The 18262-nt window shown below is 29.8% G+C and carries 18 protein-coding genes; 15 read left to right on the top strand and 3 right to left on the bottom strand.

Translation table 11 applies throughout. From position 1 onward, the window contains the following. The first annotated feature begins 1 nt into the window (after position 1). The 8 genes from TEGL_RS12355 to TEGL_RS12325 all read left to right on the top strand — a co-directional run bounded on the left by TEGL_RS12355 (position 2) and on the right by TEGL_RS12325 (position 5607). Positions 2-211: a hypothetical protein gene (locus TEGL_RS12355; protein WP_018592644.1), complete on the top strand. Its 210-nt coding sequence runs from the start codon at positions 2-4 to the stop codon at positions 209-211. After that, positions 204-2507: a hypothetical protein gene (locus TEGL_RS12350; RefSeq protein ID WP_018592645.1), complete on the top strand. Its 2304-nt coding sequence runs from the start codon at positions 204-206 to the stop codon at positions 2505-2507. Before TEGL_RS12355 ends, TEGL_RS12350 begins: the two co-directional genes overlap by 8 nt. Before the next feature lie 280 nt (positions 2508-2787). Beyond that, complete coding sequence (locus TEGL_RS12345; protein WP_278244926.1) at positions 2788-2916, top strand: hypothetical protein; 129 nt, start codon at positions 2788-2790, stop codon at positions 2914-2916. 103 nt (positions 2917-3019) lie between these two features. Next, positions 3020-3985, top strand: a complete 966-nt coding sequence (locus TEGL_RS12340; protein WP_018592646.1) for a nucleoside hydrolase — start codon at positions 3020-3022, stop codon at positions 3983-3985. 2 nt (positions 3986-3987) lie between these two features. After that, positions 3988-4566: an ECF transporter S component gene (locus TEGL_RS12335; protein WP_018592647.1), complete on the top strand. Its 579-nt coding sequence runs from the start codon at positions 3988-3990 to the stop codon at positions 4564-4566. Further along, the gene (locus tag TEGL_RS12330) at positions 4559-5248 is read left to right on the top strand and encodes a radical SAM protein (protein ID WP_018592648.1); all 690 of its coding nucleotides are present in this window, start codon (positions 4559-4561) and stop codon (positions 5246-5248) included. The genes TEGL_RS12335 and TEGL_RS12330 overlap by 8 nt, the downstream gene beginning before the upstream one ends. A gap of 59 nt (positions 5249-5307) precedes the next feature. After that, on the top strand, positions 5308-5421 hold the full coding sequence (locus TEGL_RS19825) for a hypothetical protein (protein WP_367656621.1): 114 nt from the start codon (positions 5308-5310) through the stop codon (positions 5419-5421). An 81-nt stretch (positions 5422-5502) separates the two neighbouring features. Further along, on the top strand, positions 5503-5607 hold the full coding sequence (locus TEGL_RS12325) for a DegV family protein (protein WP_242827312.1): 105 nt from the start codon (positions 5503-5505) through the stop codon (positions 5605-5607). A gap of 124 nt (positions 5608-5731) precedes the next feature. Here TEGL_RS12325 and rd read toward each other — a convergent pair whose 3' ends face one another. Further along, positions 5732-5893: a rubredoxin gene (gene rd / locus TEGL_RS12320; protein ID WP_018592650.1), complete on the bottom strand. Its 162-nt coding sequence runs from the start codon at positions 5891-5893 to the stop codon at positions 5732-5734. 261 nt (positions 5894-6154) lie between these two features. Between rd and TEGL_RS12315 the strand changes: the two genes are divergently transcribed. From TEGL_RS12315 to TEGL_RS12285, 7 genes are all read left to right on the top strand, one after another. Next, on the top strand, positions 6155-6859 hold the full coding sequence (locus tag TEGL_RS12315) for a FadR/GntR family transcriptional regulator (protein ID WP_018592651.1): 705 nt from the start codon (positions 6155-6157) through the stop codon (positions 6857-6859). 151 nt (positions 6860-7010) lie between these two features. Then, the gene (locus TEGL_RS12310) at positions 7011-8576 is read left to right on the top strand and encodes an L-lactate permease (RefSeq protein ID WP_018592652.1); all 1566 of its coding nucleotides are present in this window, start codon (positions 7011-7013) and stop codon (positions 8574-8576) included. 19 nt (positions 8577-8595) lie between these two features. Then, the gene (larA, locus tag TEGL_RS12305) at positions 8596-9870 is read left to right on the top strand and encodes a nickel-dependent lactate racemase (RefSeq protein WP_018592653.1); all 1275 of its coding nucleotides are present in this window, start codon (positions 8596-8598) and stop codon (positions 9868-9870) included. Between the two features lie 16 nt (positions 9871-9886). Continuing rightward, positions 9887-10675: an electron transfer flavoprotein subunit beta/FixA family protein gene (locus TEGL_RS12300; RefSeq protein ID WP_018592654.1), complete on the top strand. Its 789-nt coding sequence runs from the start codon at positions 9887-9889 to the stop codon at positions 10673-10675. A 15-nt stretch (positions 10676-10690) separates the two neighbouring features. Further along, positions 10691-11911, top strand: coding sequence for an electron transfer flavoprotein subunit alpha (locus tag TEGL_RS12295; protein WP_018592655.1), 1221 nt, complete (start codon positions 10691-10693; stop codon positions 11909-11911). Between the two features lie 21 nt (positions 11912-11932). Further along, the gene (locus tag TEGL_RS12290) at positions 11933-13321 is read left to right on the top strand and encodes an FAD-binding oxidoreductase (protein WP_018592656.1); all 1389 of its coding nucleotides are present in this window, start codon (positions 11933-11935) and stop codon (positions 13319-13321) included. Positions 13322-13529: 208 nt separating this feature from the next. Next, positions 13530-15320 (top strand): hypothetical protein, encoded by a 1791-nt coding sequence (locus tag TEGL_RS12285; RefSeq protein ID WP_018592657.1) that lies wholly within the window; start codon positions 13530-13532, stop codon positions 15318-15320. Positions 15321-15375: 55 nt separating this feature from the next. On the opposite strand, the gene TEGL_RS12280 is transcribed toward TEGL_RS12285, so the two are convergent. Both TEGL_RS12280 and TEGL_RS12275 read right to left on the bottom strand, forming a co-directional pair. Next, positions 15376-16545 carry a M20 family metallopeptidase gene (locus TEGL_RS12280; protein WP_018592658.1) on the bottom strand — a complete coding sequence of 390 codons (1170 nt, stop codon included), beginning with the start codon at positions 16543-16545 and terminating at the stop codon, positions 15376-15378. A gap of 134 nt (positions 16546-16679) precedes the next feature. Further along, a complete protein-coding gene (locus TEGL_RS12275; RefSeq protein ID WP_018592659.1) occupies positions 16680-18251 on the bottom strand; it encodes an AbgT family transporter in 1572 nt (523 codons plus the stop codon). Between the last annotated feature and the right edge of the window lie 11 nt (positions 18252-18262).

The raw sequence follows: 18262 nt of genomic DNA, 5'->3' as shown, positions 1-18262 counted from the left end.
TGTGGATAAAATACAATCATTTTTAGTTCAATTTGGTAGTGAGTGTTTAGAAACTATTAGCATGGTATGTTATGACTGGTTGGTGGTAGTAGGATTAATAGCGTTAGTATTATATGTATTCGGTTGGGAAAAAGGTAAAAGTATAGGTTTTATGATGCCTGCAGTATATATAATTATTCAAATATTATCGAAGGTGATATGCCGTGTTTAATAATGTAATTATTGGAAAAGTTAGGTCTATGAAGGTGAGTGATTACTTTGAATATAAAAAGTGCGAATATATATACTTACAACTTATCGTAACTAAATCAAATAGAAATAATAATACAGAACAAATAGCGGCATTAGTAAACAAGATGTTCAAAAAGACTAATAAATATATAAGTCAAGCTAGTAAAAGATTAATAATAGAGGAAAGACCTAAAGCAAGCTTCTATATACACATCACTAAAGATAAAGTTCAATTCTATTTTATAATTCCGAAGATATTCCAAAATCAATTTAAAGTTAAATTTAAAGAAATATGGAAAAACATAGAGATAAAAGAAGTCGATAAGCTTCCAATAGATATAAACTCATGTACTAAATATGATATTCATTATAAATACGATGATAGTTTATCGTTAGCTGTAGATAAAAGGAACAATGATTTATTGAATGCTAACATGAGTATTACATCAATGTTAGAAGAAAATGAAGAAGTAGGAATATTTTATAATTTCATACCTACAAGTGAAAATCAATCCAACTATTTTAAGAATAAAGTATATAATAAGTCAATTAAAAAGTTTCAAGAGGGTGAAAATCTAAAAAAACAAAAAAATATAAAAGACTATGGAGTAATTTCTCTTAAAATTTTAATCAACTTTATAAATGACCTTTTAAATTGTCTGGTATCAAATTCTAATGATAACCAATGTATGTTTAATCATTTAAAAAAAGAAATATCTTATAGTACTAAAAGAAAGAGCGAGAAGGCTATATGCGAAAATCAAACTATAATTTTAGCTAAATCTAATGATAAATCAAGGGAGGTTGAATTATCTAACACTTTAGCTAATACTTTTAAGAGTATAGAAGATGATAATAGCTTAATCGTAACCCAAATAACTAAAAATATAGATATAAAAAAGACAGTTATAAAAAATGTGAATGTAAATAAAACTACAGTAGAAGAATGCAGCAATTTTATAAATATGCCTAGTACAGATGTTATTAAACAGTTTAACATGATAGAGCATAATAAAGTATTAGAACTTAAAGCTCCTAAATGTTTAGAGGATGGAGAAATAAGGATAGGAAAAGTAAAAAATAAAGAAAATACACAAGAAGTATATTATTCTACAGATGAACAAATGAAAAGAATGAGTAGGGTACTAATGGGAAGCCAAGGAGCTGGGAAAGATTATTATATGGGTAATTTATCAGAGGACATAATTAAATCTAACAGATCTTTGTTTGTAATTGATTATATAGATGTATGCCAATTAGCAGATGATATAAAGAAAAGAGTACCAAACGAAAAGCTTATTGAAATAAATACTAATAGAGATGATGAATTACAGGCATTCTTAATTAATGAATTAACATATAAACCTCATGATAGTTTAGATGTTAAAATAGAAGTGTCTATGCAAAAAGCACAGCAATTCGAATTATTACTTGATACTATAAATGATGTTAAAAGTGAATTATCACCTAGAATGTTAAGGTACTTGTATTGTGCTGGAATAGTAGCTTTTTACAATAATGTAAATAGTAGCTTTAAAGAAATAATAAATATATTAAAGAATCCAGATTATAGAAGAAATATAATTAATAATTTAGATAAAGAAGGTAAGATAGAATTATCAGAAGAAATAGAAGATTTACGAGAATTAGATAAAACAGATAAAAAAGGTAATGTTGAAAATTACGATAGTAAAATAGATGGAATTTTAGATAGAATAGCTAAATTAAAAAGTGCTAGTTTTTATACTAAAAAAGCTTTTATGAAAGACGGTTCGAATAATATTGATTTTGTAAAAGCTATGAACGAAAGAAAAGTCGTATTAATAAAAATACCTCATAAGTCATTTAAGAGTAAAATGTTGAAGGATTTAATGTGTACTTTTTACCTGCAAAAGATATGGATTGCTAAACAAGAAGCTGATAAAAATATACAAACAGAAGTATTTATTAACGAATTGCATCAATGTCCTCATGCACAATTATTATTAGAAGATATATTAGTAGAGCACAGGAAATATAATTTGACATTTACATTAGCTATGCATTACTTGGATCAACTAACAGCTAAATGTAAAAAGTCACTGTTATCAAGTGGGGCAAGTTTTATACTAATTAGTGGATGTGATCCAGAAGCATATAAAGGCTTATCGGTATATTTTGAAAAGGATGGATATACTGAAACCGATTTAACAGAGCTAGAAAGATATCATGCTTTATGTTTAATTAAAAATGAGAATACTGGATATTCAAGCTTTATATGTAAGCTGCCTAGTTAATAGGTAGCTTTTTTATATAATAATTATATAAATTTACATAAAAAGTGAGTATATGTATAAAAGCACATACTCATCCTATAAACTCTAACCAATATCAAAAACGTGTACTCAATATCTAAAACGAGTTTTAGAACACTACGTTTATTAAATACACTTGATATAGAGTATGATTTTTGACCATGGAAATATTCCTAAATTTAAAAAATATTACTATATTAAATATAATAATAAAATTATTGGATTAGACATAAAATTATGATAGAATATTAATTGTTTAGTTGTGGATAACTTTAATAGACTAGACGAAATACTAGACAATTGTGATTTTACAATAGTAAAACAATTGAAAATACTAGGTTATAGAAATAATCTAGGACTTGTTCGAGATCCTCCAAGTATAAAAAACTAGGTTAGCTTATTTAGTGGCAGTATTTAAGTTAATCCTTAGATACGGCTTTTTTGTGCAAAAAGCGTATAGGATCTCCTTTAGAAAGATTGAGAGGAGATAAGATATGGAAAAAAGAAAAGTAATAATTGATTGTGATCCAGGTATAGATGACTGCCTGGCAATACTTCTAGCTTTAAATTCCAAAGAGTTGGAAGTTGTAGGACTTACAATCTGTAGCGGTAATGTACCGGCAGATATTGGAGCAAAAAATGCTTCAAAAGCACTTCAAATATCAAAAAGGCTTGATATACCAATTTATGTGGGAGAAAGATCCCCATTACAAAGAGAACTTGTAACAGCGCAAGATACTCATGGAGAAGATGGTATAGGAGAGAATTTCTATGAAGATGTAAACAAGAAAATATTAGACGGAGGAGTAGACTTTATTATTGATACCTTAAAAAGCAATAAAAAAGTATCTATAATAGCTTTAGGGCCAATGACTAATATTGCAAAAGCTTTAATGAAGAATAAAGAAGTTTTCAATAACTTAGACGAATTTGTATCTATGGGTGGAGCCTTTAGGATACATGGAAACTGTTCACCAGTTGCAGAGTTTAATTATTGGGTAGATCCTCATGCAGCTGATTATGTTTATAAAAACTTACCTAAAAAAATTCATATGGTAGGCCTAGATGTAACTAGGAAAATAGTTTTAACACCAAATATTATTGAGTTTATAAATAGACTTGATAAGGAAAAATCAAAATTTATAAGTGAAATAACAAGATTTTATATAGATTTCCATTGGGAACAAGAGCACATAATAGGATGTGTAATTAATGATCCTCTTGCAGTGGCATATTTCATTGATAGAAATTTATGTAAGGGCTTTGATTCTTATGTAGAAGTAGTCCATGATGGAGTGGCTATAGGTCAATCTATAGTAGACTCATTTAACTTTTACAAAAATAATTCAAATGCTTATGTTTTAACAGAAGTAGATGAAAAAGCTTTTATGAAAATGTTCTTAAAAAGAATATTTAAAGGATATGAAAATGAAATAGATACGATTCAGGGGGTAATATAAAAATGAATAAGAGTATGAATACAAGAAATTTAACTTTGATGGCAATGGGAATTTCTTTAAATATAATAGGAGCATTAATAGCATTAACATTAAGATTACCTATTTATTTAGACTCCATAGGCACAATATTAGTGGCTTGTTTATTAGGACCTAGATTTGCAGTTATGACTGGCGTATGTGGCAGTTTAGTAAGTGGAATGACATTTGATCCATATTCATTGTATTTTGCTCCAGTACAAATAAGTACAGGGCTTTTAGCAGGATTAATGTATGATAAAGGATTTTTGAGTGGGAAAAAAACACCATTTGGAGTATTTATATTTACTTTACCAACAAGTATTATAAGTGCAGTAATTGCAGCATTTTTATTTGAAGGAGTCACATCTTCTGGTTCTTCTTATATAGTACAAATATTAAGTCATTTTAACGTACCTTTGGTAATTAGCGTATTTATAACTCAAGTATGTACAGATTATGCAGATAAATTTTTAGCTGTAGTTTTAGTAGCTTTAGGTGTAGCAGCACTGCCTAAAAGTTATAAATTATCATTTAAGCAGAAGGTGAATGAACAACATGGATAGATATAGTGAAGTAATAAATAAAAATCAACGTGAAATAGTGCTACTTAAAGCTTTTCCATGTAAATGGGGAAAATGTAGCTTTTGTGATTATATATTAGATAACTCTAAAGATGAAGAAGAGATAAATAAGCTTAATTTTGAAGTATTAGAAAATGTTACTGGTAAATACAAAGTATTGGAAGTAATAAATTCAGGTAGTTGCTTTGAAATTCCTAAGGATACTTTATTTAAAATAAAGGAAATAATCAAAGAAAAGAAAATTGAAAGATTATTTTTAGAAAGTCATTGGATATATAAAAATAAAATTCAGCAAATGAGAGATTTCTTTGAAATACCTATAACATTTAAGATAGGTGTGGAGACTTTTGACAATGACTTTAGAAATGGATATCTTAATAAAAATGCAAAATTTGAGACAGTCGAAGAGTTGAAAAAATATTTTGATTCTCCGTGTATTATGGTAGGAATAAAAGGTCAAACTAAAGAAATGATAGATAAAGATATGGAAATTGTACAAAAGTATTTTGAACATGCAACTATTAATGTTTTTATTAATAATTCTTCTAAAGTAAAAAGAGATGAAAAATTAGTTGCTTGGTTTAGTAAAAAATATAAGTTTTTAATAGATGATCCTAAGATAGAGATTTTATTTAACAATACGGATTTTGGAGTAGGAGATTAAGAAGTAGTCCCTTTGGGGCTTAACTTAATCTTATAAACAAATTCAGTATATAATAGTAAATATTTTTATTATCAAAAATGAGTGGTACATACTCAAATGCAAATAGGATAATAGAATATTATCCTGAAGTAGATATACGCATAATAGATTCAAAGACTAACTGTATGAAATGATATAGAATCTAAAGGGTTATGAGATGTTATTGTACATCATATTAATTGTGAAGAAGAAGGTCTCAAAATTAGCTAATGCTGTTGGAAGATAAGTTGGGAAAAAAGGTTGGAATTGGATCTATAGGACCAGTAATTGGTCTTCATGTAGGTACTGGGAGTATTGGTATTGCATATTATACTAAGTAGAAAATATAAATATATAATTATTTTTGTAACAAACTATTAAAGATAAGGACATATATAAAACTAAATTATAATAAAAAGAGTATATCAAAATTAAATTGATATACTCTTTTTATTATAATTTTAATTATTCAGTTTCAGAAAACTCGTCTTTACCAACACCACATAAAGGGCATTCCCAATTATCTGGCAAATCCTCAAATGAAGTTCCTGGGTTTATGCCATGATCAGGATCACCTATTTCTGGATCATAAACATAATCACAAATATCACAAATATACTTTTTCATAATTTATCCCCCTTTATTTAACTATAAAAATATTTAATTCATTATTACTCATAATAATGGATAATAATGTAAAAAGCTACATTATTAATGCAAGTATACAAAATACTTTTAATCTATCTTACTAAATTAATATTTTATACAGAAATAATACAACAATATTCTAAATAAAATGACATTTTTTTATTCTTACCTATTTTCATTTTTATAAAAAATAATATATAATTTAATTATGACGAAATAGCATACAATGGGGGGAATTTTATGTTTAATAGTATATCAAACAAAAAGGTTTACGAGGAAGTAATTGAACAAATACAAAAAAATATAATTGAGGGTGAATTAAAAAAAGGGGATAGACTACCATCAGAAAGAGAATTATCAGAGCTTATGAATATAAGCAGGACATCTATAAGAGAAGCATTAAGGGTATTAGAAAGTATGGGAGTAGTAGAAAGTGTTCATGGAGAAGGAAATTTTATTTGCTCGAATACTGATAAATCGTTACTACAACCTTTGTCTATGATGTTTAAATTAAATAATGGTAAGTATAAAGATATTTTTGAACTTAGAAAAGTTTTAGAAGTAGAAAACGCTAGACTTGCAGCTATTAGAGCAACTGTTATGGATTGTAGAGAATTGATTAGTATAATAGAAGAAATGGAAGAAGAAAGTACAGGTTCAAATAGAAATGAAATTTTAGTTGAGTTAGACAAAAGGTTTCATAATAAAGTAGCATCTATGAGCAAAAACTGTTTAATAGAAAGTTTATTTAATACAGCATCCATGTTATTTGAAAGATTTATTGAAGATGCCAGATCTGAAATTATCCAAAATGATATGGCTGATAAATTTTTATTAAGTCAGCACCATGCAATTTGCAATGGAATAATAAAAAAAGATGAAAAAGAAGCTTTAAAAGCCATGGAAGCCCATATGAAGTATGTTGAAGAAAATTTTGACAAATAATGTCTTAAAATAAATTATGAAAATATAAAAAATATTGTTAAATTTCAGACTATTATTGTTTTTTGAAAAAAATTAGAATAAACTTTAAATATAAAAGTGGTAATACCACTGACCACCTTTGGAATGACCAGTATAAACAAGGGGGAATATAATGATGAATGAATATGCTTTGTTTCTTATTGCTTTAGTTCCTATAGTTTGGCTAATAGTATCTTTAGGTGTACTAAAACTGCCAGCATATAAGACATGTTTGTTTACTGCGTTTCTAAGTTTACTAATTGCAATAATATTTTGGGAAATGCCTATTATTGATGGAGTAACAGCCTCAATAGAGGGGGTAGTCATTGCACTTTGGCCAATACTTTTGGTAATAGTTGCAGCCTTATTTACCTATAATCTTGCTTGTGAAACTAAAACAATGGATGTTATGAAAACTATGCTGTCTAGTATAACTACTGATAACAGAATTCAAGTTTTAATTTTAGCTTGGGGATTTGGAGGATTTCTTGAAGCTGTAGCTGGATATGGGACAGCTGTTGCCATACCAGCAAGTATCCTAGCATCTATTGGCTTTAATCCTATTTTTGCAGCAGTTATATGTTTAATATCTAATACTGTTCCTACTGCATTTGGTGCAATAGGAATACCAGTTACAACACTAGCAACAGTTACCAATCTGGATGTTGTTCAACTAAGTTATATCACATCACTACAACTTGCAGGTTTTATAATGCTAATTCCATTTTTATTAGTTATTTTAACAGAGAGAAGTATAAAAGCAGTAAAAGGTGTTTTTTTTATTACCTTAGTCTCTGGGGCATCCTTTGCCATTCCTCAAATTTTTATAGCAAAATATTTGGGCGCTGAATTGCCAGCACTTATAGGGAGCATTTGCTCCATGATATGTACAATTATTATGGCAAAATTTATGAATAAGAATGAAGAAAAATCAGAAGATTTAGCTACAGATGATGATACTGAAGTAGTAGCAAAGAAAGTATCAGCTAAAGAAGGAATTTTAGCTTGGCTGCCTTATATTCTTCTTTGTACATTAATTTTAATAACAAGTCCTTTAGTACCTAGTTTAAATTCATTTGTAGGACAATTTAGTAGTAATTTTCATATATACAGCGGGGATTCTACTTCTACAACAGGTTTTTCTTGGATAAATACACCTGGTATGATGATTATAATTGCAACAGTGATTGCAGGATTTATTCAAAAAATAAAATTATCATATATGACAAAAGTATTTAAAAATACAGTAATACAATTAAAAACATCATTTATTACTATAATGTCTATAGTTGCCATATCAAAGATTATGTCACATAGTGGTATGACTAGTTCAATATCATTTGGACTTTGTGCAATAACAGGAAGTTTTTATCCGTTAATTTCACCGCTTCTTGGAGCTATAGGAACATTTGTTACTGGTAGTGATACCTCAGCAAATATTTTGTTTGGAGGGCTACAAGTGGAAGCAGCTAAATCTTTATCAATAGATCCTTATTGGATTGCTGCAGCAAATACGGCTGGTGCTACAGCTGGGAAAATGATTTCACCACAAAGTATAGCAATTGCCACTTCTGCAACAGGATTAATTGGTCAAGAAGGAAAGATTTTTAGTTCCACAGTTAAGTATTGTTTAGGATATGTAATCATACTTGGTTTAATAGTATATTTTGGTAGGTTTTTACCTATACTTGGGCTTTAATTTTAAGGGGGAAAGTATTATGACAATTATAAAAGTACCTTATTCAAAACAAGGTATGAATCTAGAAATAGAAGATAAAAACTTAGAAGCTATTTTAGTTTCTAAATCACATGATTTTATCGTCACAAAAAGTGAGAGCGAAATTGTAAAGAGTTCTTTAGACAATCCAATTGGCACATCAAGATTAGAAGAATTAGCAAAAGGTAAAGAAAATATTGTTATTATAACAAGTGATCATACTAGACCAGTACCAAGTCGTGTAATAATGCCACAAATTTTAGAAAGAATTAGAAGAGGAAATCCAAATGCAAAAATTAAAATATTAGTTGCTACAGGATTTCATAGACCTAGCACAAAAGAAGAATTAATTTTCAAATTAGGTGAAGAAATAGTTGAAAAAGAAGAAATTGTGATGCATAAGTCTACAAATGATGAAGACATGATAAAAATGGGGGTACTTCCCTCTGGTGGAGATTTTTATATAAATAAATTAGCTGCCAAGGCAGAATTACTTGTGGCAGAAGGATTTATAGAACCACATTTTTTTGCAGGATTTTCAGGTGGAAGAAAAAGCATCCTTCCTGGTATAGCATCTGCAAAAACTATAATGTACAACCACTGTAGTGAGTTTATAGATAGTGAAAATTCAAGAACTGGAACTTTGAATAATAATCCTATTCATGAAGATATGGTATATGCTGCAAAAACTGCAAAATTAGCTTTTATAGTTAATGTGGCAATTGATAAGGATAAAAAGGTTATAGCATCTTTTGCAGGAGATGTAGATAAAGCACATAAGCAAGGGTGTGAATTTGTGACTAAATTATCAAAAATAGATAAAATTCCAGCTGACATAGTTGTAAGTACAAATGGAGGATATCCTCTAGATCAAAATATTTATCAATCAGTAAAAGGGATGACAGCAGCTGAAGCTACTTGCAAAGAAGGTGGAGTAATAATAATGGTGGCAGCTTGTAATGATGGTCATGGAGGAAAGTCTTTCTATGATAATGTGGCAAATGCATCATCACCAAAAGAAATATTAAAAAATGTTAGAAATGTTAAAAAAGAAGATACAGTTCCTGATCAATGGGAATTTCAAATATTAGCAAGAATTTTAGATAAATTCACTGTAATAATGGTTACTGATGAATGTGACCCAAAAATGATTACAAGTATGCATATGAAACATGCTTATAATTTTGAAGAAGCTCTAAATTTGGCTTATGAAATAAAAGGTGAAGATGCTAAGGTAGTTGTCATTCCAGATGGCGTATCTGTAATTGTTAAATAGTTAAGGAGGAAGAAGAATGGAAATTTTAGTATGTGTTAAACAAGTTCCTGGAACAACTATGGTTGAAGTTGATCCAGTAACTGGCGTTTTAAAAAGAGATGGAGTAGATTCAAAGATGAACCCTTACGATTTATTTGCCTTAGAAACTGCATTAAGAATTAAAAAAGAAAATAATGCAACTATAAAAGCAATAACCATGGGACCACCTCAAGCAAAGACAGTAATAAAAGAAAGTTTTTCTATGGGAGTTGATGAAGGAGCAATAATAAGTGATAGAAAATTTGGTGGAGCTGATGTACTTGCAACTTCTTATACCTTGTCTCAAGGTATTAAAAAGATATCCAATCCAGATCTAATTATATGTGGAAAACAAACTACAGATGGAGATACAGCTCAGGTAGGTTCAGAAATTGCTGAATTTTTAAATATACCTCATGTGACAAATGTAACTAAAATAATAGAAGTAAAAGAAAATCATATAGTTGTAGAAATAGATTTACCAACCTCTATGGACGTGTGTGAAATAACTTATCCATGTTTAATAACTGTGGAAAAAGATATATTCCAACCAAGATTACCTTCTTTTAAATTAAAAATGGCTACTAAAAATAGAGAAATACCAATGTTTACTTTAAATGATTTTGAAGATAAAGATGAAAATCATTATGGGTTAAATGGTTCGCCTACTCAAGTAAAAAGGATATTCCCACCTACTCCAAATACAGATAAAAACGTATTAAAAGGAGATGGTGAAGAGCTCACAGAGGCTTTATTTAATAAAATAGTAGACTTAAAAATATTATAGAAGGGAAAAATTAAAATGGCTAAAATAATTGTGAATTCTGATAAAATTAATAATATAAAAGAAATTTTAGAGCTATGTCCATTTGGTGCATTGGAAGAAGTTGATGGAAAAGTCGAAATAAATGCAGCTTGTAAAATGTGTAAAATGTGTGTAAAAAAAGGACCAGAAGGTGCTTTTGAATTTGAAGAAGATAAGATAGTAGCTATAAACAAAGATGAGTGGAAGGGTGTAACCGTATATGTGGAACACTCAGAGGGAGAAATTCATCCAGTAACCTATGAATTAATAGGAAAGGCAAGAGAATTGGCAGGAAAAATAAATCACCCAGTTTACTGTATATTTGTGGGAAATAACATAAAAGACAAATGTGTACCACTACTTTCTTATGGTGTTGATGAAGTATTTGTATATGACAGTGAAGAATTAGATAAATTTAGAATAGAACCATATGCTGCAGCTGTGGAAAGCTATATATCAAAAATAAAACCTACAATAATGTTATTTGGTGGAACAACTATAGGTAGATCTTTAGCACCAAGACTTGCAGCAAGATTTAGAACAGGTCTTACTGCTGATTGTACTATTTTAGATATTCAGGAAAATACAGATTTGGATCAAATAAGACCTGCTTTTGGTGGAAATATAATGGCGCATATAAACACTCCAAATCACAGACCACAATTTGCTACTGTAAGATATAAAATATTCTCAGCTCCTGAGAAAGTTGAAAATCCTAGCGGAAAGATTACGATTTGTGATATAAAAAAAGATAATTTAAAATCGAATATAAAAGTACTAGAAACAAAAGTAAAAAATAAGGTTGTTGGAATTGAAGATGCAGAAGTTGTAGTTGTTGTAAGTAGAGCATTTAAAAAAGCTGAAGATATAAAAATAGCTAAGAAATTAGCAGATCTTTTAGGAGGTCAATTGGCAGGTACTAGACCTACTATTGAATCAGGATGGATAGATCCTAAAAAGCAAATTGGACTTAGTGGTAGAACTGTAAAACCAAAACTCATAATAACTTGCGGTGTATCTGGAGCAGTTCAATTTGTTGCAGGAATGAAAGGTTCTGATTATATAATTGCTATTAATCAAGACGAAAATGCTCCTATATTTGACGTGGCTCACTTGGCATTAATAGGTGATATTTATGAAATAATACCAATGCTAATTGAAAAGATTGAAAACATTAAAAAAGAGAATAATTCACAAGCTGAGTTTGCACTATCTTAAAATAGTAGGAGGGGGAATATTATGTACAAAAAATTAGATGAAAATGATATAGAATTTTTAAAAAGTATTTGTAGCGAAGAAAATATTATTGTTGGCGATGAAATAAGTGAAGATTTTGCTCATGATGAGTTGGCAGGGGAATTAAAATATCCAGAGGTAATGGTTTATGTAAAAAGTACTGAGCAAGTTTCTAAAATAATGAAATATGCTTATGAAAATAATATACCTGTGACACCTAGAGGGCAAGGTACAGGGCTTTCTGGAGCATCTGTTGCCCTTCATGGTGGAATAATGATGAACATGTGTAAGATGGATAAAATATTAGAACTTGATGAAGAAAACCTAACTTTAACTGTAGAGCCAGGGGTATTACTTATGACTATAAGTGGGTATGTGGAAGAACATGATTTATTTTATCCACCAGATCCAGGAGAAAAAAGTGCTGCCATTGGAGGGAATATAAATACTAACGCTGGTGGTATGAGAGCAGTAAAATATGGCGTAACAAGAGATTATGTAAGAGGGTTAGAAATTGTTCTTCCAAATGGAGAAATAATTAATGTAGGTGGAAAAGTTGTTAAAAATTCCTCTGGTTATGCAATAAAAGATTTAATAGTAGGTTCAGAAGGGACATTAGGAATTGTAACTAAAGCTATTTTAAAATTACTCCCACTACCTAAAAAAGCTATTAGTTTACTAATTCCTTTCCCTGATTTAGAGTCAGCAATAGATACTGTGCCTAAAATAATAAAATCAAAATCTATACCAACAGCAGTAGAATTTATGGAAAGAGAAGCTATTGTAGGTGCAGAAGAATTCTTAGGAAAGAAATTTCCAGATAATTCTTCAAATGCATACTTGTTATTAAAATTTGATGGAAACTCTACTGAAGAAATAGAAAAAGAATATGAAAATGTAGCAAAACTTTGCTTAGAGTGTGGAGCATATGACGTATTAATTTCAGATACAGATGAGAGAAATGAAAGCATATGGTCTGCAAGGGGAGCATTCTTAGAGGCTTTTAAAGCAAATAGTGTAATAGATGAATGTGACGTTGTTGTACCAAGAGATAAAGTGGCAGAGTTTATAAGATATACTCATGATATACAAAAAGAAGTGGGTCTTAAAATAAAAAGCTTTGGCCATGCAGGAGATGGTAACTTACACGTTTATCCTCATAAAGATGATTTACCAGAAGAAGAATGGAGAAAGAGACTTGATCATGCTTTTGAATTAATGTTTAGAAAAGCTAGAGAATTAAATGGAGAAGTTTCAGGAGAACATGGAATCGGATATGCCAAGAGTCCATATTTCTGTGAATCAAAAGATAAAAACTACGTAAATATATTAAAAGGAATAAAAACTGCTTTTGATCCTAAAAATATTTTAAATCCAGGTAAAATTTACTAAATATATATTAAAAATATAAAAAGGTGAACTTATATAAGTTCATCTTTTTATATTTTTAATTCTAAATTAATTAGAAATTTATGATAAAAATTATCGTTATTTTAATAAAAGTATACTATTTATTGGTTTTTAGGGAAAAAATTACAAATTATACTTCTATTACGATTTATTTTAACTTATAATAAATTTAAGGAGAGGAGATGAGAAAGTGCCAAGTAGTTTTACAAAAGAGTCAATTAAATTTATTATTTTAGTAGCATTCGCATCAATAATAGTATTAAATCCATCAGACTTTAATTCAAAAAGTGAAACTGTTAAAAATGTCAATGTAGCATATTCACAAAATAAGGAATTTGTAAAAAATGGTGGATACACATACTATTATAGTCCGAAAACAGGTAAAAAACTTACAGGTCTACAGACTATAGATGGTTACAGATATTATTTTTCCAGTACAGGAAAAATGCAAACTGGATTACAAACTATAAACGGGTATAAATATTACTTTTCTACAAGTACTGGTAAAGGATTAAGTGGATTAAGAGAAGTTGGTGGAGGTAAATACTACTTTTCAAAATCAACTGGAAAAGCTTTAAGTGGATTAAGAGTAATAAGTGGAAATAAATATTATTTTTCAACAGCCACTTATAAAGCTTTAAGTGGGTTAAGAGTAATATCAGGAGAAAAGTATTATTTTTCGCAAAGTTCAAAAGAAGCCCTAAGTGGATTAATGGAAGTAGATGGAGATAGATACTATTTTTCTAAGAATACAAAATCAGCTCTAAGTGGGTTGAGGGTAATAAGTGGAAACAAATATTATTTCTCAAAATCTACATATAAATCACTTACTGGTTTAAGAATTATATCAAGGGAAAGATATTATTTTTCACCAAGTAATGGAAAAGCTTTAAGTGGATTAGTAGAAGTAGATGGAAATAAATATTATTTTGCTCCTGAAACTAAGATAGCTTTAAGCGGATTTATAACTATTGACAATAACAAGTACTACTTTGATAAATCTTTTAAACAAATGGTATTTGGACTACAAATAATTGATGGAAAGTATTATAATTTTGATGAGAAAACAGGTATTCTATTAGACGATGAAAAAACAAAAGGAATTATATATAAAGATGGTGAACCTTATCTTTATTTAGATGAAGAGGGGAATAGTAAAACCGGTATGATTACTGTTGAAGACGGTGTAAGATATTACTTTTTAAAAGGTGGAGGAATACACAAAGGTCTTAGAACTGTGGGAAGTAAATTATATTATTTTTCTACTGAAGATGGAAAAGCCCAAAATGGAATTACAAAAGTAGGTTCAGATACATATTACTTCCATCCAAAGTATTTTTATGCTTTAACAGGTCTTCATTCTATATGGGAAAAAACTTATTATTTAAATCCTAATGATTATAAAATGATGAAAAACGATACAGTTCAAATTGGATATTTATTATTTACAGCTGATGAAAATGGGCTAGTGAATGATGTTAAGCCTGCAAAAGGATACGAGGACAATAAAAGAGCAAAAGGACTTATTGAAGGATTTAAATTAATAGGAACTACATATGGTTCAAATGATGGACAAACAATGTGTAATAGGTTTGCTGCAACAGTATATCTTGCTGCTGGAAATGATGAGCTGGTAAAATATAGTCAAAATACTGGTAAAATGCTTTATAAAAAAGCAAGTGAGCAAGCAGAATATGTGCTTAAAAAAGGTTATAATGAAAATATGACAGCTTATAATTTAAAACCAGGAGATTTAATATATTGGGATAATGGTCCAACAGGCCCTGCTGAGGATAAATTTACATTTAATGGAACTGAATACTCAATAGGTCACGTATCGGTATATGTTGGTGATGGTATAATGATAGAAGCAACAAGTCAACCATGGGTAGGAGAAGGTCATACTAGAGTAACTACTTTTGACCCTTCAAGTGCAAAACCTACATCTAATCCAATCATATTTGCAAATATGTTACCATAAAAGAAATAGCTATGTTAAATTAATTAACATAGCTATTTTTATATTAACATTGTAGTTATATATTTGAATTTAAATAATCAATAGCATAATTAACATATAACTTTGTACCTATTTCTAATGCGTCTTCATCAATATTAAAGCTACCACTATGATGGGAGTAACAAGCAGATTTTTCTTCATTTCTACATCCAACAAAAGCTAAAGCACCAGGAGCTTTCTCAAGATAGAAAGAGAAATCTTCACTACCTGTTACTTTTTCAAATTTTATTACTTTATCTTTACCTACTATTTTCTCTGCAGCAATTTGTGCAATAGCAGAGGAGTTTGCATCGTTAATTGTTGGAGGTAAAAGGAAATTATAATTTAAAGAAGCTTTAGCTTTGTAGCCGTTAGCTATATTGTTAATTATATTTTCCATCATATTAGGAAGTCTTTTTCTAAGGTCTAAATTAAAACATCTTGTAGTACCTTCCATATATGAGTTTTCAGCAATTACATTAAATCTGCTACCTGAATTAAGCATACCAATACTAAGAACTAGAGGATGAAGAGGGTCAACTTGTCTACTTACTATATTTTGTAAATTCATTACTATAGAAGACGCAACAACTAATGCATCAATACATTCGTGAGGTGCAGAACCGTGTCCGCCTTTTCCTGTAATATTTATACTAAACCAATCAGCACTAGCCATTCTAGGTCCGGATTCTACAGATATTTTACCAACGTCAATGTTTGACCATAAATGGATGCCAAAAACTGAATCAACATTATCCATAGCACCATCTTTTATCATGGCTTTAGCACCTTCACCTATTTCTTCTGCAGGCTGGAAAAATAGTTTTATAGTACCATGTAATTCATCTTTTAAATCATGCAATGTTTTTGCAGCACCAAGAAGCATAGAAATGTGACCATCATGACCACAGGCATGCATCATACCTGGAACAAGAGATTTATATTCAATATCATTTAATTCCTGCACAGATAAAGCATCTATATCAGCTCTAAGAGCCACTGTTTTCCCGGTATGGTTCCCATCTATAGTAGCTACTACACCAGTAGATGCACATGAAACATATTCTATACCCATCTTATCTAATTCTTCTTTTATTCTTTTTGAAGTATTAAATTCTTTAAAACTAGCTTCAGGATTTTTATGAAATTCCCTTCTTAAATTTATAACATAGTCTTTATTTACTTTAGCCAATTTATTCATTGTCATTTTATTACCCCCGTTTTTGTAGGAATTTTAAGAACTATACCGATTAGGATATAGTTCTTTAGTTGCATTATAAAAGGCCATATTATATGAGCTTTATACGTTCAGATTAATTATATTTATGATTGGAGTAATATTTACATATGGTAGTAGATTCCTCCACCAGGACCAAGTGGTAAATTAAATATCATAAATATAACTAATAAAATTATCCATGCCAAACCAAATAGTAATGAATATGGTGTCATACTTGCCATTACCGTACCAATTCCTATATCCTTGTCATATTTTTTAGCAAAAGCTAATATGACAGGGAAGTAAGTAAATATTGGGCTTATAGGATTTGTTATAGAGTCACCAATACGATAAGCCATTTGAGTTAGTGCAGGATCATATCCAAGCATTAAAAACATTGGAACAAATATTGGTGCCATTACAGCCCATTTTGCAGAGCAACTACCAACAAATAGATTTATGAAAGCGGCAAATACTACAAAGGCTACTAAAAGTCCTGGACCTGTAAGACCGATACCTTTTAGCCACATAGCCCCTTTAATTGATAAAAGGGAGCTCATATTAGATGAATTAAATAAAGCTAGGAATTGACCAGCTGCAAAAGCTAATACTATATAAGAGCCCATACCTGCCATAGATTCATATAGAATTGCTGCTAAATCTTTGTCATTTTTTATCTTTTTAGTTATAATACCATAAGTAAGCCCAGGTACAAAGAAAATTATAGTAATGATTGGGACCATACCAGCCATAAGAGGTGAAGATGCTGAAAGAAGAGAATTTGTTTTCGCATCTTTCATAAAGGCATTAGGTCCTATACATAGGGCAACTAGTATAATTACACAAATTAATAATCCTATAGAAGCGTACTTCATAGCTTTTCTTTCTAATGACGTAATTTCTGAATCTACGTCACTATCTGTTGCTATATAATCAGTGCCTTCAAAACGAGGAGCTAAGTATTTTTCTGTAACAAATGTACCAAGAACTACAAGTATAAGTGTTGAGACTATTAGAAAATACCAGTTCATTGCAGGAGTACCAGTATAATTTGGATCAATTATTTGAGCTGCTGGAATAGTAAAACCTGCGACAAGAACATCAAGCATACTAACGATTAAATTAGCAGAAAATCCTGCAGCAACCCCTGCATATCCAGAAAATAAACCTACAAGAGGATGTCTGCCTACACCTAAGAATACAAGTGCAGCTAATGGTGGAAGAACAACAAAACCTGCGTCTGCAACAGCATTGGCCATTATACCAACAAATATGATAGTTCCAGTAAGTAATTTTTTTGGAACCTTAGTAACGGTACTTTTCATTACAGTTTCCATATATCCCGATTTCTCAGCCAAACCTGCTCCAAGCATAGTGACAAGTACTAATCCTAAAGGAGCAAAACTTGTAAAGTTTGTAACTATATTTGTTAAAAATAATTGCAACTGTTCTTTGCTTAATAAATTTACACCTTTAACCACTAAATTTTTGCCAGTTGCTTCATCAATTTGTCCAGGGTGTATAGCAGTAACGCCTGATTTTGCAACAAAATAAGATAATATCATAACAACAAACCAAAGTATTACAAAAATAGTAACTGGATCTGGTAATTTATTACCAACCCTTTCAACCACATTTAAGAATCGCATTAGCAATCCTTCTTTTTTTTCTACCTTTACTTTTGCCTTACCCAAGATAATCCCCC

This window comes from Terrisporobacter glycolicus ATCC 14880 = DSM 1288 (assembly GCF_036812735.1).
In the GTDB taxonomy this organism is placed as follows: Bacteria; Bacillota; Clostridia; order Peptostreptococcales; family Peptostreptococcaceae; genus Terrisporobacter; species Terrisporobacter glycolicus.
Note: the sequence above shows the minus strand (reverse complement) of the source record. Positions and strands in the feature narration are given on the sequence as shown.